Raw genomic sequence first — 19,843 nt, 5'->3', positions numbered from 1 at the left:
CCTGTTCCCGCTGACAAGCTTCGGCCAGGCGGGCCCATGGCGTCCTGCCTTCGGCCCCCTGGCCCGGGTCAGCCCGCGGAGGCGTACGTCACGAAGTGGGCCCATGCGGTGGTGGGGAACGCGAGCTGGGGTCCCCGGGCGTTCTTGGAGTCGCGGACGTGCACAGCGTCGGCGGCGGTGGCGACCTCGACGCAGTCGTTCACGTCGTCGCTGCTGCTGTAGCTGCTCTTGAGCCACTCCATCTCGGACGCGTCCCCGGCAGCGGACTTGAGGGTCATGTTTCTCCCAGCACTTGCTCGATGAAGGCCAGTGACTCCCCTGGCGGGAGAGCCTGGGTCCGGATCATGCCATACCGCAGTTCGAGGACGCGGAGCTGTTTCGGGTCGGATACCGGGCGGCCGTTGAACGCGCCATCGGACCGCCCCACCGCTGTCCCGTCCTCGTACTTCAGTACCTCGATCAAGCCGCCCATTCCGGCGTGCTCCTCGCGGTCGGTCGGCATCACTTGCAGTGCGACGTTTCGCAACTTCCCGATCTCCAAAAGGCGTTCGAGCTGGCGGCGCCACACCATTCTGCCTCCGAGCGGGCGTCGCAGTATCACCTCCTCCAGGATGAAGCTGAGCGTTGGATCGGGTGAACGGCCGAAGATGGACTGCCGACTCAAGCGCCCGGCCACGCCACGCTCCACTGCGTCCTGCGGTTGGGCGGGCAGCCTCATGCTGAACAGTGCCCGCATGTACTCCTCCGTCTGCAACAACCCATGCAGATTGTGGTTGCTGTACAGCAGGACCTCGACCGCCCGCTCCTCCAGCTTCGCCAACTCCCGTACTTTCTTGGGGTAGCGAGCCTTCAGCATCTCCTCCTTCATCGCGGAGATGAACCCTTTGGCGTCCAACACCTCCTCCGCCTTGTCCAGGTACTCCGGCCGAGGAATCCGCGCCCCGCGCTCCACCTTCCGCACCAGGTCCTCGCCGTACCCGATCGCGTCGGCGAACTCGGCGACACGCAGTCCGGCAGCCTCCCGCCACCGCTTCTGTTGCCGTCCGAGCGCTTCGACCACGGAGGCGATGTCATCCTCCGGATCGACGTCCCAGCCGGGTTCGTCCGCCGCGTCCGAGGGTTCCGTACTGCCGCTGCTGACACTCATGCGCGCCCACCTCCGACGTACCGTTCCGTGCTTGCCCAACGCGCACCCGTACCCCGCCGTCACCCAGGACAGCCGGGACAGGCCGGGACAGAGACCGGACAGTTCGTGACGGGCAGTGAAGAGACGGCGACGTCTCCGCCTGACCGCATCGAGGTTCTCGGGACCCGGTCGACCAGCACCTGGCGGCACCCGACATCAAGACCAAAGCCCTCAGGGAAAGAACCCGACCCAACCGCCCCCGGCCCCCGAGAGCCTGCCCGCCGGCTCACTTACCCGTAAGGGTGAGCCAGCCCAACTCGGCTGGCGCATATGCCGGTCCACGGTGCAGGCTCGCCACGACAGCGACACAACCCCACACATGTGACGGCCCCCGCAGGGACTGCAATCCCAGTGCGAGGGCCTGACCACCGAGGAAGAGGCAACTTCCTGATGGTTGAACAGCAGCTTAACGCGCCCCCGTGCGCCTCACCCGCGATTCCCACCAGCGGCATCCGGCACATCAACAGACGCCACCCCGACCGTTTCACCGTGGTCGGCAACCACCTGGCGCAGCACCGCGAACTGTCCCTCACGGCCATCGGCCTCGCGACCCACATCCAGTCGCTTCCCGCCGGCGCCAAGGTGACGATCAAGTGCCTCACGGACCGCTTTCCCGAGGGCGAGGTCCGCATCGCGGCCGCCCTGCGCGAACTCGAAAGGCACGGTTACCTCACCCGTACCCGCGAACGCCTGCCGTCCGGCCGGGTCATCACCCGCACGGTCTCGTACAACAATCCGCCCGCGATGAACACCGGTTCGAAGCGGGCCCCGCTTTCCGTCGGGCAGCGGCAGCCGGACAGGCCGAGGCCCCTCTCACACGCGACTCCCGTCCCTCTCGCGACACCCGCCTCTCCTGCGACACGCGCCGTCCCGGCGGCCGCCCCCTTCCTCACCCCCGACCCTCCGGACCTCGACCGCCACCGCACCGCGATCACCGTCCTGACCGGCCTGCGCCGCCACGATCCCCGCCTCCTGCTCGGCGAACGCGACGTCCGTCGTCTCGCCCCGGCCGTCGCCGCCTGGCTGGAGCGCGACGTCGCTCCCGAAGCCGTACGCCGCGCCCTCACCGCCGACCTGCCCGAGGGGCCGATCCACCATCCGGCCGCGCTGCTGGCGCACCGCCTCACCGCGCTCCTGCCGCCCCCGCTCCCGGCCTCGCCCACCGGGCCGCACCGCCCCGACCCACTCCAGAACTGCGACCACTGCGACCACGCCTTCCGCGGCCCGGAACCGGGCCTGTGCGCGGCCTGCACAACCGCCGTGACCGGCGTAGGCGGGAGCGCGGTGCGGCCGGAGTGCCCGCGGTAGCCGCCGGCCCCCGTAGGGGAGTGGTCAGGCCTTCGGCACAATCGCCTCCCGCAGCGATGTAGTCGCCCGCACCCGGTACTCCTGGATCGCCCACCCGTTCCCGTCGGGGTCCGAGAAGTACATGAACGTGCCGCCGTCCTGCGGCGCATGCTGCACCGGCTCCGAGATGTCGAGGCCGCGCGCGACCAGCTCCGCGTGGGCCGCCTTCGCGTCGGCGACGCAGAGCTGGAGGCCCTGGTAGGCGCCGGCGGCCGGCTTCGGGCCCGCCATCGTCTCCCAGAGCGCGTCGCCCGCCAGGGCGATGGAGCAGCCCGAGCCCGGCGGGGTCAGCTGGACGATGCGCATGCCCGGCATGACCTCCGTGTCGATGTCGACGTGGAAGCCGAGCTTGTCGCGGTAGAACTCCATGGACCGGTCGATGTCGCTGACCGGCAGCGGGATCACTTCGAGTGTGTATTCCATGGGGCGCAGTACATCAGGGAGTTGGAGCCGTGTCAGCGCTCTGCGAAGGGTGTCGGGCTCACGTGAAACGCCACCGCGTCTGGCTGAACGGTTCGCCCTTGCCGAAGCCGAACGCCGTGCGGGGCGCCACCGCGAAGACGTACGCGTGTCCGGCTCCGTGGTGGAAGCAGCCGTCCCGCACCTCGTAGTGCCAGAAGCTGCCGTACTTCTCCTCCCAGGCCGCCGCCAGGCGCCGCAGCCGGGCCTCGTCGGCGACCCGTACGGCCGTACCCTCCACGACGAGGTCGTATCCCTTGTCCCAGGCGTTGACGCCGGTCGTCAGGACGGTCTCCGGGTTGGCCGCCAGGTTGCGGGCCTTGCGCTCCTCAGGGCCCGTCGCGAAGTGCAGGGCGCCGTCCAGCCACACCGCGGGCAGCGGGGTGACGTGGGGGCGCCCGTCGGGGCGCACCGTCGAGATCCAGAACAGCTCGGCCGCCTCCAGACGGGCCACGGCCGACGGCCACGGCGTCGCCTCCGCGCCCGCGCTGCTGTACCTGCTGTCCAGTTCCGTACGGGGCTGTGCACTTTCCGTACGGGGCTCTTCACTCGGCATGGTCCCTACCTCCCGGCGCGCCTTCGGCTTCCCTTCGACAGGGCAGACTCCGCTCGTGCGCCGAGTTCATCGGTCAGGCCGTAGGCTCGGCCCGAGGAGCGATCGAACGGAGGATCGGCATGACGCTGCCGCAGGGGCGACGGAGCAGTACGTTCACGCGGTTGCTGCGGCACGGCTTCACCGACCCGTCCGCCGCGGAGCGGCTGCTCGACGACCCGGCGCTGAGCGCCGTGCGCTCCGACTCGCTGCTCCTGGACGCGCTCGGCGCCACCGCCGACCCCGATCTGGCGCTGCTGGGCCTCGTCCGGCTCGTGGAGGCGCAGCAGGACGACCTCGGGCGGCGGGAGCTGCTCGACACCCTCGTCACCGCGAAGCCCCTGCGCGACCGCCTCCTCGGCGTGCTCGGCGCCTCCGAGGCCCTCGCCGACCATCTCGCCACCCATCCCGGCGACTGGCGTGCCCTCGTCACGTACGAGTCGGCGGACCTGCACCCCGGCGTGGCGGAGTTCGAGCGGGGTCTCGCCGTCGCCACCGACCCCGTGTCGCTGCGCGTCGCCTACCGCCGCTGCCTGCTCTCCATCGCGGCGCGCGACGTGTGCGGCACGACGGACGTCGCCGAGGCGGCGGCCGAGCTCGCGGACCTCGCGACGGCGACGCTGCGGGCGGCGCTCGCCATGGCCCGCGCGGCCGCGCCCGGCGACGCGGCGCTGTGCAGGCTCGCGGTCATCGCGATGGGCAAGTGCGGCGGCCACGAGCTGAACTACGTGTCCGACGTCGATGTCATCTTCGTGGCGGAACCCGCCAACGGCACCGACGGAAGCGAGGGCGCCGACGAGGGCAAGGCGCTGCGGGCCGCCACCCGGCTCGCCTCGCACATGATGCGGATCTGCTCCGAGACGAACGTCGAGGGCACCATCTGGCCCGTCGACGCGAACCTCCGCCCCGAAGGCCGTAACGGCCCCCTGGTGCGTACGCTCTCCAGCCACCTCGCGTACTACCAGCGCTGGGCGAAGACGTGGGAGTTCCAGGCGCTGCTGAAGGCCCGCCCGGTCGCGGGCGACCTCGCGCTCGGCGAGGAGTACGTCGCCACACTCGCGCCGCTCGTCTGGCACGCCGCCGAGCGCGAGAACTTCGTGCCCGACGTGCAGAAGATGCGCCGCAGGGTCGTCGAGAACATCCCGGCGGGTGAGGTCGACCGGGAGCTGAAGCTCGGGCCCGGCGGGCTGCGCGACGTCGAGTTCGCCGTGCAGATGCTGCAACTGGTGCACGGCCGCAGCGACCCCTCGATCCGCAGCGGCTCGACGCTGGTCGCGCTGCACGCGCTGGGCACCGGCGGTTACGTGGGGCGGGTGGACGCCGCCCAGCTCGACGACGCGTACCGCTTCCTGCGCTCCCTCGAACACCGCATCCAGCTCTACAAGCTGCGCCGCACCCACCTCGTGCCGGAGGACGACGCGGACCTGCGGCGCATCGGCCGCTCCCTGGGGATGCGCACCGAGCCGATCACCGAACTGCACCGCGCGTGGAAGCGGCACACCTCCGTGGTGCGCCGCCTGCACGAGAAGCTGTTCTACCGTCCGCTGCTCGACGCGGTGGCTCAACTCGCCCCGCGGGAGGCGCGGTTGAGTACCGAGGCAGCCCGCGAGCGGCTCGTCGCGCTCGGGTACGCGGACCCCAGTGCCGCGCTCAGGCACCTGGAGGCGCTGGCGTCCGGCGTCTCCCGCAAGGCGGCCATCCAGCGCACCCTGCTGCCGGTCCTGCTCGGCTGGTTCGCGGACTCCGCCGACCCGGACGCGGGCCTCCTCGGCTTCCGCAAGGTGTCCGACGCGCTCGGCAAGACCCCCTGGTACCTGCGGCTGCTGCGGGACGAGGGCGCGGCCGCCGAGAACCTCGCCCGCGTCCTGTCCGCCGGCCGCCTCGCCCCCGACCTGCTCCTGCGCGCCCCCGAGGCCGTCGCCCTCCTCGGCGACCAGCGAGGCCTCGAACCGCGCGGCCGCGCCCATCTGGAGCAGGAGGTGCTGGCGGCGGTGCGCCGCGCCGACGGCGCCGAGCAGGCCGTCGCGGTGGCGCGCGGCATGCGCCGCCGCGAGCTGTTCCGCACCGCCGCGGGCGACATCATCGGTTCGTACGGCACGGAGGACAGCCCCGCCGAAGCCGATCCCGGCAGGCTCGTGGACCGGGTGGGCGGCGCGGTCTCGGACCTGACGGCCGCCACGCTCTCGGGCGCGCTGCGCGCGGTCGTCCGCGAGGGCTGGGGCGACACGCTCCCGACCCGCTTCGCGGTCATCGGCATGGGCCGCTTCGGCGGCCACGAGCTGGCCTACGGATCGGACGCGGACGTCCTGTTCGTCCACGAGCCGCGCGAGGGCGCCGACGAGCAGGAGGCGGCGAAGGCGGCGGCCAAGGTCGTCGCCGAGCTGCGCAGGCTCCTCCAACTCCCGTCTGCGGACCCGCCGTTGCTCGTCGACGCGGATCTGCGCCCGGAGGGCAGGAGCGGGCCGCTGGTGCGCACCCTGAAGTCGTACGAGGCGTACTACCGCCGCTGGTCCCTCGTCTGGGAGTCCCAGGCGCTGCTGCGGGCCGAACCGGTCGCGGGCGACGAGGAGTTGGGCCGCGCCTTCATCGACCTCGTCGATCCCCTCCGCTATCCGGCGGACGGCCTCGGCGAGGACGCGGTCCGCGAGATCCGCCGCCTCAAGGCCCGCATGGAGGCGGAGCGGATGCCGCGCGGCACCGACCCGACCCTGCACGCGAAGCTCGGCCGCGGCGGCCTCTCCGACGTCGAGTGGACCGTCCAGCTCCTTCAGTTGCAGCACGCCGGGACCGTGCCGGGCCTGCGCACGACCCGCACCCGCGCGGCCCTGGCCGCGGCGCGCGAGGCGGAGCTGATCCCGGCCGACGACGCGGCGACCCTCGACGAGGCATGGGTCCTCGCGGCCCGCGTGCGCAACGCGGTGATGCTGGTACGGGGCCGCGCGGGCGACACGTTCCCCTCCGACGGACGCGAACTGGCGGCCGTGGCGCGCTACTTGGGCTACGACGCCGGTCACGTGGGCGACATGCTGGACGACTACCGGCGCATCACGCGCAGGGCGCGAGCGGTGGTGGAGGAACGGTTCTACGGCTCCTGAGCCCGCGCCCTCTCCCCCTCCCTCCCTTCTCCCCGCCCCCGCGGCCCAGTCCTGCCCCAACAGACACACAACACTGCCCTTGCGCACCTGGCCCGGCGGCCACCTCATGGCGTATCCAGGAAAAGTCCCGATCCGTCTCCCTGGAGGCCCCATGCGCGCCCGCGAATCCGCCCGACCCGCCGACGGCGACAGAACCGGCCGCGTACCGGCGCGGCCCGCCGCGTCGCCGTCGAGCGCGGGCGGCGCCATGAGCGCGCAGGAGCTCATGGCGTTGCAGCGCACCGCGGGCAACGCGGCCGTCGTCCGGGCGGTGCAGCGGTCCGCCGTCCACGACGTGCTCCGCACCGGTGGCCGGCCCCTCGACACCGCCACCCGCACCGACATGGAGGCCCGCCTCGGCGCGGACTTCTCCGACGTCCGCATCCACGACGACAGCGCCGCGAAGGCCTCGGCGGCCGAGGTGGGCGCCCGCGCCTACACCTCCGGCAGCCACGTCGTCATCGGCGACGGCGGCGCGGACCGGCACACCCTCGCCCACGAGCTGACGCACGTCATCCAGCAGCGGCAGGGCCCGGTCGCGGGCACCGACAACGGCAACGGGCTCCGCGTCTCGGACCCCTCCGACCGGTTCGAACGCGAGGCGGAGGCGAACGCCCACCGGGTCCTCGCGGGCCCGGCGCCCGAGGCCCACGCCGAGGCGGCACCGGTGCAGCGCGCGGCCGCGACCACGACCGCGGCGCCGGAGGCGGCAACCGTGCAGCGCGTCGGCGGCACCCAGACGACCCCTCGGGTCGACTGGAACCAGCTCCTGGACATCATCGTGGGCCAGGACCGTTCGCTCGCCGGGTTCCAGTTCGGCCCCGAGTGCCGCAACAACGGCGGCAACAACCTCATCTCCCGGCCGGTCGTGGTCACCGTGAGCGACCGCGGTACGACGGCCCAGCTCGCCGTCCACCTCAATGTGATGCTCACCAGCGGCGGCGAGGTGCAGGACCGCAAGACGGGCGCGTCCACGGTGTCCATCAGGGGCGCGCTCTTCCACCTGACGGCCCGCCCGGTGGCCGGCCAGAACCTGATCCACCAGGCGGGCGCGTCCGCCCTCACGGCGTCCGAGTCGATCCACGTGGGCCGCAACAACGCCGCCGGCTGGAACAACCGGACCGACAACACCCAGCAGCTCGCGGGCGCGGTCGGCGTCTCGACCGAGGCGCTGATCGGCGCGCTGGAGTCCCGGTACCCGGTGGGTGATGTGCAGGGGCTGATCGACCGCTTCAAGACGGACGTCGGCCGCGCGGTGGTCCACGGCCTCGCGCCGGAGGTCGTCCACGTGAAGTGGGACGGCGACGAGTCGTTCAAGTAGCGCGACCGGCCCGCCGGTCGGACCGGCTGCCGACTAGTCGAGGTCGGCGAGGAGCGCGTCGAGCGCCTTCGTCAGGGCCTCGGCGTTGGCCGGGTCGAACCACGTGGTGCGAAGGCGTTCGTTGAGCCCCTTCGGCGTCTCGTGATCGGCCGCGAGCTGCCGCAGCGAGCGCGTGTCGTCGCCCAGCGCGCGCCCGACGCCCTGGAAGAGGCCCCGGAGGTAGCGGTCCGCGCCCTCGGCGGGGATGCCCTGCTGGACGGCCCAGTCGGCGAGTGTGGCCAGATACCGGTAATGGGTGGTCAGCGTGCCGGTCAGCGTCTGGAAGACGTTGAGGGTCGACTCGTCCGCGACGGGGAGCGTCCCGCCGAGGCAGCCGAAGAGGTCGTCCACGGCCGGGTGGGAGGGGCAGGTCACGGTGACGGAGCGACGCTCGCGCGCGGAGGGCAGCGGGATGGCGCGCACCACGGGCGCGTCGGTGCCCAGCGTGCGGCGCAGCTCGCCGATGGCGACACCGGTCAGGACGCTGACCACGACCCTGCCGTCGCCGATCCGGAGCCCGGCGAGGGCTTCGGAACGGTCCTGCGGGCGGACGGCGAGGATCACCAGCTCCGAGCGGTTCACCACGTCCTGGTTGTCGGCGCACACCCGTACGTTGTCCGGATACCGCTGGGACAGCTCGGCGGCCGAACGAGCGCCCCGTGGCGAGAGGTTGATCTCCGGCGGGTCCTCGACGCCGTCGCACAGGCCGGTCACCAGAGCCCGGCCGATCTCACCCACACCGATGATCCCGACGCGTTGCACTTCGTCTCCCCGTCGTTACGTCCGTCACGGCTGTCACAGCCATCTCGGCCATCTCGCCGAGCGGCGGCCCTCGTTTCGGCACGCGGGCCGCCACCGAGTGTAGGTGCGAACAGGGCACTAACAGGGCGGCCGTTACCCCGAGTTGGCCATCAGCATCTCCCGCGCATGCGCGAGGAACCCCGCGAGCCCGAGCTCGAAGGCCCGCTCCGCGCGGCCCCCCGGCGCCGCGGCGAGGGCCTCGGCAAGGCGTGGCGTCGCCGTCTCCTCGGCGAGCACCCACATGGTCTCCGGCGCCGCCAGGTCGAGGGCGGAGCCGAGGACGAGGTTCTCCAGGCCGGTGATCACCGGCATGACGTCGGAGAGGGCGAACCCCGCGGCCAGGAGCAGGACCACCGCCCGCTCGTACTGGTCGAGGACGCGCGGCGCCCGCACCGGGGACGTCGTCAGGAGCGGGATCGCCTTGGGGTGGGCCGCGAAGGCCGCGCGGTAGGAGCGGGCCCAGGCGGTCAGGGCCGCATCCCAGGGGCGGCCGGGGGCCAGCGTGCCGGAGTCGATCGACTCGGCCACCCGTTCCCGCAGCAGTTCGACGATGCCGTCCCTGCCGTCCACATGGTGGTACACCGAGCCCGTCTGGACCCCGAGCCGCCGCGCGATCTGCGGCACGCTGAAGTCGCCCTGCTCATCCACGAGGTCCAGCGCGGTCGTGGTGATGCGCTGCCGGTCGAGGAGTGGTGTGCGCGGCCGTCCCATGGTCCCGATCTTTCTCTGAAGCCTTCCCGAACTGCCCAGGGTGAGGCTACATTGCCGAAACCGAAAGCCTTTAGGTTTACCCCCGCCCCATGGGTCCCCACCGCATGGGTCCCCGCCGCATGGGTCCCCGTCCCATGCCATGCCCTGCATCCGCCTGCCGCAGAAGGGCCGTCCCGCCATGGCCAGCACGCTCCGCACCGGCACACTCGGCACCGCCGACATCGCCTTCTTCGTGGTCTCCGCCGCGGCCCCGCTCACCGTCATGGCGGGCGTCGCCCCCATAGCCCTCACGCTCGGCGGCATCGGCGCCCCCGTCGGCTACCTCCTCGCCGGCCTCACCCTCACCGTCTTCGCCGTCGGCTTCACCACCATGAGCCGTCACGTGCGCAGCGGCGGCGCCTTCTACGCGTACATCACCCGCGGCCTCGGCCGCCCGGCCGGCATCGCCGCGGCGCTCCTCGCCATGCTCGGCTACAACGGCATGGAGATCGGCGTCTACGGCCTGCTCGGCACCGCCACCCAGGACACCGCGCACGCCCTCTTCGGCGCCGACATCCCCTGGCTCCCGGTCTCCCTCGCGGGCCTGCTGCTCATCTGGTACGGCGGATTCCGGTCCATCGACTTCGGCGCGAAGCTGCTCGGCGTGCTCCTCGTCGCCGAGACCGGCATCCTCGTCCTGCTCGCGGGCGGCGTTCTCCTCGAAGGCGGCGCCGACGGACTCGGCCTGCGCAGCCTCGCCCCGGACAACGTCCTCGTACCCGGCACCGCCGCCGTCCTGGCCTGCGCCTTCGCCGCGTTCACCGGATTCGAGTCCACCGTCATCTACCGCCGCGAGGCCCGCGACCCCGACCGCACCGTGCCCCGCGCCACCTACATCGCCGTCGCCTTCCTCGGCCTCTTCTACGCCTTCGTCGTCTGGACCGTCGTCCAGGCCTTCGGCGAGGAGGAGGTCGTGCGGGCCGCCGGAGCCGACCCCGCCGGGCTCTTCTTCTCCGCCATCACCACCTATGTGGGCGGCTGGGCCGCCGACCTCATGCACGTCCTCATCGTCACCAGCGTCCTCGCCTCCCTGCTCGCCTTCCACAACGCCATCAACCGCTACAGCCTCTCCCTCGCCGAGGAAGGCGTCCTGCCCGCGGCGCTCGGCCGCGTCCACCCGCGCCACCGCTCGCCGTACGTCGCGGGCATCGCGCAGACCGTCCTCGGCGCGGTGGTCGTCCTCGCCTTCGCCGCGGCCGACGCGGACCCCTACCAACAGCTGCTGCTCTGGGTCAACACCCCAGGGATGATCGGTCTGTTGGTGCTCCAGCTGCTCGCCGCGATCGCCATACCCTGCTACTTCCGCCGGATCAGCCACCAGGAAGGCGCCCTGCGCACCGTCGTCGCCCCCGCCGCCGCGACCGTGCTGCTCACCGCCGCGCTCGTCCTGGTCGTCACCCACATCGACCTGTTCACCGGCGCCTCGGCCGTCGTCAACACGGTGCTCGTCGCGCTCGTGCCCGCCGTGCTGCTCCTCGGCCTCGCCCTGGCGGTACGGCTGCGCCGGAGCAGGCCGGAGATCTACGAGGGCTTCGCGGCCGAGCCGCCGCGGGAACAGGAACGGCCCACCGAACCCCTCACCAAGACCACGAGCCCCACCGCATAGGAGCAGAGAGCATGCCCGCAGCCGACCTCATCCTCACCGGCGCCCACATCCGCACCCTCGACCCCGGCCGCCCCCACGCCACCGCCGTCGCCGTCCGGGACGGCGTCATCGTCGCCGTCGGCGACCCCGGCGACGCACGCGTACGGGACGGACGCGGCCCCGGCACCGAAGTGATCGACCTGGCCGGCGCCACCCTCACCCCCGGCCTCGTCGACTCCCACAGCCACCCGGTGTGGGGCCTGGAGATGGCCACCGGCACCGACCTCTCCGCCGTGCGCGACCTCGACGCGCTGCGGGCGGCCCTGCGCGGCGCCGAGCGGACCGAGGGCTGGGTCGTCGCCTGGGGGCTCGACCACAACGCCTTCGGCGGACGGCCCGTCGACCGCGCCCTGATCGAGGACGTGCTCGACGGCGCACCCGCCTTCATCCGCCTCTACGACGGGCACTCCGCGCTGGTCAGCGGCGCCGCGCTGCGCGCAGCCGGAATCGAGGGGCCGCGCGAGTTCGTCCAGCGGTCCACCGTGGTGTGCGACGCGGACGGGCGCCCCACCGGGCACCTCGTCGAGCACGCCGCCATGGACCTCGTCCAGGCCGTGCTGCCCAGGCCCTCGTACGCCGAGCGCCGCGCCCGCCTGGTCGAGCTGCTCTCCGCCATGGCGGCCACCGGCCTCACCGGCGCCCACGTGATGGACCTCGGCGACGACGTGCCGAAGCTCCTCGCGTCGGTCGAGGAGGACGGCGAGCTGCCGCTGCGGCTGCGGCTCGCCCCCTGGTGCATGCCCGGAGTGGGGCAGGACGGGATCGACGCGATCATTGCGTTGCAGGCCGAGGCGGGGCGGCTGTGGCGGGTCGGCGGCGCCAAGTTCTTCATGGACGGCACCGTCGAGGGCGGCACGGCGTGGCTGGAGCACGCGGACTGCCACGGCCAGGGCACCGAAGCCTTCTGGCCGGACCCCGAGGCGTACACCGACGCCGTGCGGCGGCTGCACGCGGCCGGGGTGCGGACGGCGACCCACGCCATCGGCGACGCGGCCGTGCGGCACGTCCTCGACACCGTGGCGTCACTCGGGGAGAGCGGCCGCCTCGCGCACCGGATCGAACACATCGAGACCGTGCCGGACGACACCGTCCCGCGCTTCGCCGAGCTGGGCGTCATCGCCTCGATGCAGCCGCCGCACACCGCGTACACGCGGGCGGACCACAGCGACGAGTGGTCCAAGCGGCTGGGCGACACCCGTGCCGCCAGGGCCTGGCGCACGCGTGACCTGCGGGACGCCGGGGCCTACGTGGCCCTCGGCTCGGACTGGCCGATCGCGCACTACGACGCGCGCGAGGTCCTCGCCACCGCCCGGACACCCCGGGGCGCGGCGGGCCCCGCCCAGGGCCTCACGGGGCTGATGGCCCTGGAGGGGTGCACGGCGCACGCCGCGGTCGCCGCCGGTGAGGCCGACAGGGCCGGGCGGATCGCCCCCGGCTACCGGGCGGACCTGACGGCCTTCGGCCTCGACCCGGTGACCGCGCCCACCGACGAGGTGGCGCAGGCGCCGGTCCGGCTGACGGTGGCGGGCGGAAACGTCACGTACCGCGGCGCATGAGCATGCGGAGGGCCGCATCCGTCGTGGGTGCGGTCCCCGCCACCTCGCGCGGCAGCGCGTACGGCATCGAGCCGTACCAGAGCCGGGCCACCAGGAAGCCGAAGGCCAGGCAGATCATGCCGCCGACCGCGTCCAGCCAGAAGTGGTTGGCCGTGGCCACGATGACGACGAGCGTCGCGACGGGGTAGAGCAGGCCGAGCACCCTGGCCCACGGCACCGACGCCAGGGCGAAGATGGTCAGACCGCACCACAGGGACCAGCCGATGTGCATCGACGGCATCGCGGCGTACTGGTTCGACATGTTCTTGAGGTCGCCGGAGGCCATCGAGCCCCACGTGTGGTGGACCACCACGGTGTCGATGAACGTGGTGCCGTTCATCAGGCGCGGCGGCGCCAGCGGATACAGGTAGTAGCCGACCAGGGCCACCGCCGTCGTCGCGAAGAGGACGAGGCGCGTGGCGGCGTACCGCCCGGGATGCCAACGGAAGAGCCACACGAGGACACCGAGCGTCACCACGAAATGGAGCGTCGCGTAGTAGTAGTTCATGCCGACGATCAGCCATGTCACCGAGTCCACGGCGTGGTTGACGCTCTTCTCGACGGCGATGCCCAGGTCGTGTTCGAGGCGCCACAGCCAGTCGGCGTTGCGCAGGGCCTGGGACTTCTGCTCCGGCACGGCGTTGCGGATCAGGGAGTACGTCCAGTAACTCACCGCGATCAGCAGGATCTCGAACCAGAGCCGGGGGCGGCGAGGGGTGCGGAACCGCCCGAGACGACGCAGCGCATTCCGCCCATTGCGGTCCTTTTCCTCGGCCGCGATGGGTGATGCCTCGGGCCGCTGCCGGCCCTCAAGTGTCGTCACGGTCGTCTCACCCATAGGGACAGAGTCTGCCAGATCCACACCCTCCGACCGATCATCCCCTGGTCGGGTTCGGGCCGCATTCTCTACGCCACAGGGACGAGGCCACGCCCCCGGGACGACGCCGGTGTGCCCCTAGGGGCGCCCGGGACCAGAAGCCGTTGAACCGCGAACCACAAGCTCGGGCATGAAGACGAACTCCGTCGGCGGCGCCGGGGTGCCGCCCAGCTCCTCCAGGAGGGTGCGCACCGCCGCCTGACCCATCGCGGGCACCGGCTTGCGCACGGTCGTCAGCGGTGGATCGGTGAACGCGATCAGCGGGGAGTCGTCGAAGCCGACCACCGAGACGTCGTCGGGGACCTCCAGGCCGCGCTGCCGCGCCGCCCTTATCGCACCGAGGGCCATCATGTCGCTGGCGCACACGACGGCCGTGCAGCCGCGGTCCATCAGCGCCGCCGCCGCGGCCTGGCCGCCCTCCAGCGTGTACAGGGAGTGCTGGACGAGATCTGTCTCGATGTCCTCGCGGTCCGCCCCCAACTGGTCCCGCACCGTGCGCACGAACCCCTCGATCTTCCGCTGCACGGGCACGAACCGCTTCGGGCCGAGGGCCAGACCGATGCGGGTATGACCCAGGGAGACGAGGTGGGTGACCGCGAGGCGCATCGCCGCGCGGTCGTCGGGGGAGATGGACGGCGCCTGCACCTTCGGCGCGTGCCCGTCCACGAGGACGAAGGGGACGCCCTGCGCCCGCAGCTGTTCGTAGCGGTGCATGTCGGCGGAGGTGTCCGCGTGCAGACCCGAGACGAAGATGATGCCCGCGACCCCGCGGTCCACCAGCATCTCGGTGAGCTCGTCCTCGGTGGAGCCCCCCGGGGTCTGCGTGGCCAGCACCGGCGTATACCCCTGCCGGGTCAGGGCCTGCCCGATGACCTGTGCGAGCGCGGGAAATATCGGGTTCTCCAGCTCCGGCGTGATCAGCCCGACGAGGCCCGCGCTGCGCTGCCGCAGCCGCACCGGGCGTTCGTAGCCGAGGACGTCGAGCGCGGCGAGCACGGACTGACGGGTGCCCGCGGCGACCCCCGGCTTGCCGTTGAGCACGCGGCTCACCGTCGCTTCGCTGACCCCCGCCTGGGCTGCGATGTCGGCTAGCCGTGCGGTCACAGGATTGGACTGTACCGGTCGTGTCTCAGGCTGCCCACCAGACCGTTGAATCAGCCGGCAGTACGCTCCCTCCACCGCCCGGCCCGGCCTCCGGCGCCGCGTCCGCGCTCGTGAGGAGCGGAGTGCCGGGCGTGGGCACCGTGACGGGGGACGCGGAGACGTTCGTCGTGCACACGAACGAACCGGCGGGGGTGGTGCGGCGGAAGGCGAGCACACCCTCGGGCGACGGCACCCACGCGATGTCACGGCCCGCGCCGAGCGCCGGGTGCGCACGGCGCACCGCGAGGGCGCGGCGGTAGAACTCCAGCGTCGACGCCGGGTCGCCCGTCTGCGCCGCCACCGACAGCTCCCGCCAGGAGTCCGGCTGCGGCAGCCAGCTCGGCCCGCCCTCGACAGGACCGAAGCCGAACGGCGGGCGCTCACCGCACCACGGCAGCGGCACCCGGCAGCCGTCCCGTGTGCCGTCCTGCCCCGAACCGCGGAAGAACGCCGGGTCCTGCCGCACCTCGTCCGGCAGTTCGGTCACCTCCGGCAGGCCGAGCTCCTCGCCCTGGTAGAGGTACGCGGAGCCGGGCAGCGCCAGCATCAGCAGCGTGGCGGCCCGCGCCCGGCGCAGCCCGCGGGCCCCGTCGCCGTCGGCGAAGCGCGTCGCGTGGCGTACGACGTCGTGGTTGGAGAGCACCCAGGTGGCGGGCGCGTCCACCGCGTTCATCGCGGCGAGGGAGCGGTCGATGACGGCGCGCAGCGCGGCGGCGTCCCAGCCGGTCGTCAGATACTCGAAGTTGAAGGCCTGGTGCAGCTCACCGCGGCGCAGGTACAGGGCGCTGCGCTCGACCGTCGGCGTCCACGCCTCGGCGACGGCGATCCGCTCGGTGCCGGGACCGGCCCCGTACTCGTCCAGGATCCGGCGCCAGTCGCGGTAGATCTCGTGCACGCCGTCCTGGTCGAAGTACGGCACGGCCTGCTTGCCGAGCAGCCTGACCTGCTCCGCGTGGCCGATGTCCGGCAGCCCCTGCGCCTTGACGAGGCCGTGGGCGACGTCGATGCGGAAGCCGTCCACGCCGAGGTCCAGCCAGAAGCGCAGGACCGAGCGGAACTCCTCGTGGACGTCCGGGTGTTCCCAGTCGAAGTCGGGCTGCTCGGGCGCGAAGAGGTGGAGATACCACTCGCCGTCCTCGACCCGGGTCCAGGCGGGGCCGCCGAAGACGGACTCCCAGTCGTTCGGCGGCAGCGTCCCGTCGGCGCCCCTGCCGGGGCGGAAGAGGAAGCGCTCGCGCGCCGCCGACCCCGGCCCGTCCCGCAGCGCCCGCCGGAACCACTCGTGCCGGTCCGAGCAGTGGTTGGGCACGATGTCGACGATGAAGCGCAGACCGAGCGCGTGCGTCTCGCGGACGAGGCGCTCGGCGTCGGCGAGGGTCCCGAACATCGGGTCGACGGCGCGGTAGTCCGCCACGTCGTACCCCGCGTCGGCCTGCGGCGACGCGTAGAACGGCGAGAGCCAGACGGCGTCCACGCCCAGGTCGCGCAGGTAAGGCAGGCGGGCCGTGATGCCGGGCAGGTCGCCCATGCCGTCGCCGTTCCCGTCGGCGAAGCTGCGCGGGTAGACCTGGTAGATGACCGCGTCGCGCCACCACTCCCGGGCGGAAGCGGAGCCGGTGGTGGGTGCGGTGGTGACGTTCTGGGTCATGGGGTCCCTTGCCGGTACGGGGAGTTACGGGTGACAGGCGCGGGGGCGCGGGGAGAGACGGACGGACACTCCGGTAAAACGCCCGGCGGAGCGCGAAGGTCACGACGGCCCGCGGCGCACCGGCGCGTTGCGGCCCCGGTCATGGGCACGGACGCCCCGGCAGCGGCCGCGGATCGTAGCGTCACAAGCCCTCCTCATGAGGGAAGTTCCTCGATCTTCACCGTTCCCGGTCGCAGCGCCGTCATCACCTCCCGGAGCGTGCCGCGGAGCGCTAACTTGGTCGGGCGGGCCCGAAGGGGGTCTGCCCCACCAGCCCCAAAGGGGCCCCGAGTGAGCGTCAACGGCAAGGCACGCACCACGATCCTGGTGGTAGACGACGTCGCCGCCAGCCGATACGCACTGAGCGCCGTCCTGCGCAGGGACGGCCATTCCGTCGTGCTCGCCGCCAGCGCGACCGAGGCGCTCACCGAACTCGACGCGCGCCGACGCGCCGGGGAACTGCCGGACGTGGCACTCGTCGACGTCGGCCTGCCCGACATGAGCGGCTTCGAGCTGTGCCGCCGCCTGAAGGAGTCGCCGCCGTTCGCCGCGCTGCCCGTCGTGCACTTCTCGGCCGCCCGGATAGCCCCCGCCGACCGGTGCCGCGGCCTCGACGCGGGCGGCGAGGCCTATCTGACCGTGCCCGCCGAACCGGAGGAGATCCAGGCCGTCGTGCGGGCCGCCGCCCGCGGCGCACGCCACCGCACCCACGCCGAGGCACAGGCAGGACACCTCACCCGGCTCGCCGAGACCATCCTCGACGTGCAGTCGGCCCGCTGCCCGCGCGAACTCGCCGAGGCCGCCGCGACCGGCGCGGCCCGCCTCACCCACGGCCCCGCCGCCGCGTTCGTCCTCGGCGACGACGGCGAGGTCCACCGCGGCCTGTCGCGGAACAGGGCCACCGCCGCACTGCCCGACGACGGCGCGCACGAAGCGGTGGCCCTCCTGATCGAACGCGACATGTCGGGCCGGGTCGGCGTGCACGACCTCGTCGTGCCCGCGCCCCTGTGGCCGGCCGGCTTCTTCCACGCCGACCGGGCAGGCGACGGCCCGCCCCCGGACGGCGCCCGGCTCACCCTGGCCCGCGCCCGCGAAGGGGCCGCACCGGTCTGCCTCGCCACACCCGCGTACGCGGGCGGACTCGTGCCCGGCAACGGACGGTTCGTGGGACGCCTCGCCCACGCCACCGCGGTCGCCGCCGAGCGACTGCTCATGTACGAGGTGGAGCGCCACATCGCCCTGACCCTCCAGCGCAGCTTCCTGCCCGCGCACGTGCCGCAGACACCCGGCACGGAAGTCGTCGTCCGCTACGAACCCGCCTCCCGGGACACGGAGATCGGCGGCGACTTCTACGCCTCGCTCAGCACCGCGCAGGGCCTCCTCACCGGCATCGGCGACGTCGTCGGCCACTCCCTGGAAGCGGCCACCGTGATGGTCGAGATCCGCCACGCGCTGCGCGCCTACTGCATCGAGGACCCCGACCCCGCGTCCCTCGCCCGGCGCCTCGACAACATGCTCCAGCGCTACCACCCCGACGTGACCGCCACCGTCTGCCTCGCCCTCACCGACCCGGCCACCGGCCACACCCGCGTCGCCAACGCCGGACACATCCCGCCCCTCATCGTCGGCGACGACGGCACCGCCGACTACCTCCGGGCCGGCGGCCCGCTGCTCGGCCTCGGCCTGAAGAGACCGTCCACCACCGAGACGGTCCTGCGCCCCACCGACCGGCTCCTCCTCGTCACCGACGGGCTCATCGAGACCCGCGGCACCGACCTCGCCGTCTCCATGGAGCAGCTGCGCGCGGTCGCCGCCGAGGCGCCCCTCGGCGTCGCGGCCCTCTGCGACACCCTGCTCGCCTGCCTCGGCCACGGCCGCGACGACGACATCGCCCTGCTCGCCATGCGCCTGCGCACGGAGGGACAGGCCTGAGAGCCCGCCCTTCAGCGGCCGGCCGGTGCGAGCCGCCGCTCCATGAGCAGCACGCCGTACGCGCTGCCGTCGGCGGCGGGCTTGTCCGGGAGCTCCCCGACGGCCGCGTAACCGGCCTCTTCGTAGTAGGTGCGCAGACGCGGGTTGGTCACCACGACGTCCAGGCGGCACAGTCCGCGCCCCGCCGCGGCGATCCGCCGCTCGGCGTCCCGCAGCAGCGCCCGGCCCGTCCCCGCGGGCGCCCCGCGCCGCGTCATCAGCCGGTGCACGTACCCGGCAACCGGCGGCTGGACGCCCCACGCCTGCTCGTCGGACCACCACAGCTCGTACGCCCCGAGGACCCCCGTCGCGTCCCGCGCGAGCCACACCTGAGCCGAGGGGGACCCGATCAGCCGGCGGAAGTGCCGCTCGTCCTTCGCGCCCGGCTTCCACTGGTCGATGCCGTGGTCCCGCATCCAGCGGGCCGCGCCCTCGTAGAGGCCCACCAGCGTGGCTATGTCGTCGATGTCCGCGCTGCGGACGGTCGGTTGCGCCGTCATGCCTTGGCGGCGGCCTGCGGCGCCAGCGCGAACAGCCGGTCGAGGAGCTGGGCGAACGGGCCGTCGGGCGGCTCCGTGGTGAGGATGTCGCGCAGCAGCGACGCCATCTCCTCGTCGTACGCGGCGCTCACCGCGGCCAGCGCCGCGAAGTCGTGCACCAGCTGCAACTCCAGCTCCCCGCGCGGGATGCGCCGGCCGTCCAGCCAGATCAGCGCCGTCGACTCGGCGAGCGAGATCCAGGACCGCACGACGAGTTCGAGCCGGGCGGGCGGGTCGGTGACCCCCAGATGCGCGAGGATCTGGTCGTACGCCGCCTGCCGCACCGAGTCGATCAGCGCGTTCGTCGCGGAGGCCGTCTCCCGCGCGAGCACCCCGCCCGCCGAGACCGCGGGGCCGCCCCGCATCAGCGCGGAGAAGCCGGGGCCGTGCTCGTCGACGAAGGCGAGGAAGCGCCCCATCACCCGCAGCAGCCGCGCCCCGAGCGGCCCTTCGCGCGGCTCCACGAACCGCTCGGCCAGATCCTCCGCCGCCCGGCGCAACGCCGCCTCGTACAGGCTGAGTTTGCCGGGGAAGTAGTGGTAGACCAGCGGGCGCGAGATGCCCGCGGCCGCTGCTATCTCGTCGATGGAGACGTCGTCGGGGGAGCGGTGGCTGAACAGTTCGAGCGCGACCCCGATCAACTGCTGCCGCCGCTCCTCGACACCCATCCTGCGGCGCACCCCGGTTGTCATGCGAACACCTTACCGAGCAGAACCGGCCTTACCGCCGGTCGGTACGCGTCCGCCGGGGGCGCTCG

At 72.9% G+C, this 19,843-nt stretch carries 17 protein-coding genes; 6 read left to right on the top strand and 11 right to left on the bottom strand.

Going from position 1 to position 19,843, the window contains the following annotated elements; all coding sequences use genetic code 11:
• Positions 1-68: 68 nt before the first annotated feature.
• Together ACZ4Z4_RS00435 and ACZ4Z4_RS00430 are read right to left on the bottom strand one after the other, a co-directional pair.
• On the bottom strand, positions 69-278 hold the full coding sequence (locus ACZ4Z4_RS00435) for a DUF397 domain-containing protein (protein ID WP_468320148.1): 210 nt from the start codon (positions 276-278) through the stop codon (positions 69-71).
• Positions 275-1,147: a helix-turn-helix domain-containing protein gene (locus ACZ4Z4_RS00430; protein ID WP_468320145.1), complete on the bottom strand. Its 873-nt coding sequence runs from the start codon at positions 1,145-1,147 to the stop codon at positions 275-277. Before ACZ4Z4_RS00430 ends, ACZ4Z4_RS00435 begins: the two co-directional genes overlap by 4 nt.
• A gap of 429 nt (positions 1,148-1,576) precedes the next feature.
• Between ACZ4Z4_RS00430 and ACZ4Z4_RS00425 the strand changes: the two genes are divergently transcribed.
• Positions 1,577-2,494, top strand: a complete 918-nt coding sequence (locus ACZ4Z4_RS00425) for a helix-turn-helix domain-containing protein (protein WP_468320142.1) — start codon at positions 1,577-1,579, stop codon at positions 2,492-2,494.
• 24 nt (positions 2,495-2,518) lie between these two features.
• Here ACZ4Z4_RS00425 and ACZ4Z4_RS00420 read toward each other — a convergent pair whose 3' ends face one another.
• Both ACZ4Z4_RS00420 and ACZ4Z4_RS00415 read right to left on the bottom strand, forming a co-directional pair.
• Complete coding sequence (locus ACZ4Z4_RS00420) at positions 2,519-2,956, bottom strand: VOC family protein (RefSeq protein ID WP_468320140.1); 438 nt, start codon at positions 2,954-2,956, stop codon at positions 2,519-2,521.
• A gap of 58 nt (positions 2,957-3,014) precedes the next feature.
• Positions 3,015-3,548, bottom strand: coding sequence for a pyridoxamine 5'-phosphate oxidase family protein (locus tag ACZ4Z4_RS00415; RefSeq protein WP_468320137.1), 534 nt, complete (start codon positions 3,546-3,548; stop codon positions 3,015-3,017).
• 119 nt (positions 3,549-3,667) lie between these two features.
• Between ACZ4Z4_RS00415 and ACZ4Z4_RS00410 the strand changes: the two genes are divergently transcribed.
• Both ACZ4Z4_RS00410 and ACZ4Z4_RS00405 read left to right on the top strand, forming a co-directional pair.
• A complete protein-coding gene (locus ACZ4Z4_RS00410; RefSeq protein ID WP_468320134.1) occupies positions 3,668-6,679 on the top strand; it encodes a bifunctional [glutamine synthetase] adenylyltransferase/[glutamine synthetase]-adenylyl-L-tyrosine phosphorylase in 3,012 nt (1,003 codons plus the stop codon).
• 151 nt (positions 6,680-6,830) lie between these two features.
• The gene (locus ACZ4Z4_RS00405; protein ID WP_468320130.1) at positions 6,831-8,039 is read left to right on the top strand and encodes an eCIS core domain-containing protein; all 1,209 of its coding nucleotides are present in this window, start codon (positions 6,831-6,833) and stop codon (positions 8,037-8,039) included.
• Positions 8,040-8,072: 33 nt separating this feature from the next.
• Here ACZ4Z4_RS00405 and ACZ4Z4_RS00400 read toward each other — a convergent pair whose 3' ends face one another.
• Together ACZ4Z4_RS00400 and ACZ4Z4_RS00395 are read right to left on the bottom strand one after the other, a co-directional pair.
• A complete protein-coding gene (locus tag ACZ4Z4_RS00400) occupies positions 8,073-8,840 on the bottom strand; it encodes an NAD(P)-binding domain-containing protein (RefSeq protein WP_468320129.1) in 768 nt (255 codons plus the stop codon).
• A gap of 132 nt (positions 8,841-8,972) precedes the next feature.
• The gene (locus ACZ4Z4_RS00395; RefSeq protein WP_468320126.1) at positions 8,973-9,590 is read right to left on the bottom strand and encodes a TetR/AcrR family transcriptional regulator; all 618 of its coding nucleotides are present in this window, start codon (positions 9,588-9,590) and stop codon (positions 8,973-8,975) included.
• A gap of 178 nt (positions 9,591-9,768) precedes the next feature.
• On the opposite strand from ACZ4Z4_RS00395, the gene ACZ4Z4_RS00390 reads away from it, so the two are divergent.
• Both ACZ4Z4_RS00390 and ACZ4Z4_RS00385 read left to right on the top strand, forming a co-directional pair.
• Positions 9,769-11,235: an APC family permease gene (locus ACZ4Z4_RS00390; protein WP_468320124.1), complete on the top strand. Its 1,467-nt coding sequence runs from the start codon at positions 9,769-9,771 to the stop codon at positions 11,233-11,235.
• Between the two features lie 11 nt (positions 11,236-11,246).
• Positions 11,247-12,830, top strand: coding sequence for an amidohydrolase (locus tag ACZ4Z4_RS00385; RefSeq protein WP_468320122.1), 1,584 nt, complete (start codon positions 11,247-11,249; stop codon positions 12,828-12,830).
• Here the strand turns inward: ACZ4Z4_RS00385 and ACZ4Z4_RS00380 are convergent.
• From ACZ4Z4_RS00380 to ACZ4Z4_RS00370, 3 genes are all read right to left on the bottom strand, one after another.
• The gene (locus ACZ4Z4_RS00380; RefSeq protein ID WP_468320120.1) at positions 12,811-13,707 is read right to left on the bottom strand and encodes a phosphatase PAP2 family protein; all 897 of its coding nucleotides are present in this window, start codon (positions 13,705-13,707) and stop codon (positions 12,811-12,813) included. The two genes, ACZ4Z4_RS00385 and ACZ4Z4_RS00380, sit on opposite strands and share 20 nt — an antisense overlap.
• A 117-nt stretch (positions 13,708-13,824) precedes the next feature.
• The gene (locus ACZ4Z4_RS00375) at positions 13,825-14,850 is read right to left on the bottom strand and encodes a LacI family DNA-binding transcriptional regulator (protein WP_468320118.1); all 1,026 of its coding nucleotides are present in this window, start codon (positions 14,848-14,850) and stop codon (positions 13,825-13,827) included.
• Between the two features lie 25 nt (positions 14,851-14,875).
• Positions 14,876-16,537, bottom strand: coding sequence for a glycoside hydrolase family 13 protein (locus ACZ4Z4_RS00370; protein ID WP_468320116.1), 1,662 nt, complete (start codon positions 16,535-16,537; stop codon positions 14,876-14,878).
• 330 nt (positions 16,538-16,867) lie between these two features.
• Between ACZ4Z4_RS00370 and ACZ4Z4_RS00365 the strand changes: the two genes are divergently transcribed.
• Positions 16,868-18,508, top strand: coding sequence for a SpoIIE family protein phosphatase (locus ACZ4Z4_RS00365; RefSeq protein WP_468320113.1), 1,641 nt, complete (start codon positions 16,868-16,870; stop codon positions 18,506-18,508).
• Positions 18,509-18,519: 11 nt separating this feature from the next.
• Here ACZ4Z4_RS00365 and ACZ4Z4_RS00360 read toward each other — a convergent pair whose 3' ends face one another.
• Together ACZ4Z4_RS00360 and ACZ4Z4_RS00355 are read right to left on the bottom strand one after the other, a co-directional pair.
• Positions 18,520-19,047, bottom strand: coding sequence for a GNAT family N-acetyltransferase (locus ACZ4Z4_RS00360; RefSeq protein WP_468320111.1), 528 nt, complete (start codon positions 19,045-19,047; stop codon positions 18,520-18,522).
• Entirely contained in the window at positions 19,044-19,778 is a 735-nt protein-coding gene (locus ACZ4Z4_RS00355) for a TetR/AcrR family transcriptional regulator (protein ID WP_468320109.1), read from the bottom strand. Before ACZ4Z4_RS00355 ends, ACZ4Z4_RS00360 begins: the two co-directional genes overlap by 4 nt.
• Between the last annotated feature and the right edge of the window lie 65 nt (positions 19,779-19,843).

Source organism: Streptomyces sp. NPDC030245 (genome assembly GCF_055572995.1).
This window is presented reverse-complemented; position numbering and strand designations above follow the sequence as displayed.

Coding starts and splice junctions, on each gene's coding strand:
- ACZ4Z4_RS00435 (WP_468320148.1), bottom strand. CDS start 278: ATGACCCTCAAGTCCGCTGCCGGGGACGCGTCCGAGATGGAGTGGCTC.
- ACZ4Z4_RS00430 (WP_468320145.1), bottom strand. CDS start 1,147: ATGAGTGTCAGCAGCGGCAGTACGGAACCCTCGGACGCGGCGGACGAA.
- ACZ4Z4_RS00425 (WP_468320142.1), top strand. CDS start 1,577: ATGGTTGAACAGCAGCTTAACGCGCCCCCGTGCGCCTCACCCGCGATT.
- ACZ4Z4_RS00420 (WP_468320140.1), bottom strand. CDS start 2,956: ATGGAATACACACTCGAAGTGATCCCGCTGCCGGTCAGCGACATCGAC.
- ACZ4Z4_RS00415 (WP_468320137.1), bottom strand. CDS start 3,548: ATGCCGAGTGAAGAGCCCCGTACGGAAAGTGCACAGCCCCGTACGGAA.
- ACZ4Z4_RS00410 (WP_468320134.1), top strand. CDS start 3,668: ATGACGCTGCCGCAGGGGCGACGGAGCAGTACGTTCACGCGGTTGCTG.
- ACZ4Z4_RS00405 (WP_468320130.1), top strand. CDS start 6,831: ATGCGCGCCCGCGAATCCGCCCGACCCGCCGACGGCGACAGAACCGGC.
- ACZ4Z4_RS00395 (WP_468320126.1), bottom strand. CDS start 9,590: ATGGGACGGCCGCGCACACCACTCCTCGACCGGCAGCGCATCACCACG.
- ACZ4Z4_RS00390 (WP_468320124.1), top strand. CDS start 9,769: ATGGCCAGCACGCTCCGCACCGGCACACTCGGCACCGCCGACATCGCC.
- ACZ4Z4_RS00385 (WP_468320122.1), top strand. CDS start 11,247: ATGCCCGCAGCCGACCTCATCCTCACCGGCGCCCACATCCGCACCCTC.
- ACZ4Z4_RS00380 (WP_468320120.1), bottom strand. CDS start 13,707: ATGGGTGAGACGACCGTGACGACACTTGAGGGCCGGCAGCGGCCCGAG.
- ACZ4Z4_RS00370 (WP_468320116.1), bottom strand. CDS start 16,537: ATGACCCAGAACGTCACCACCGCACCCACCACCGGCTCCGCTTCCGCC.
- ACZ4Z4_RS00360 (WP_468320111.1), bottom strand. CDS start 19,047: ATGACGGCGCAACCGACCGTCCGCAGCGCGGACATCGACGACATAGCC.
- ACZ4Z4_RS00355 (WP_468320109.1), bottom strand. CDS start 19,778: ATGACAACCGGGGTGCGCCGCAGGATGGGTGTCGAGGAGCGGCGGCAG.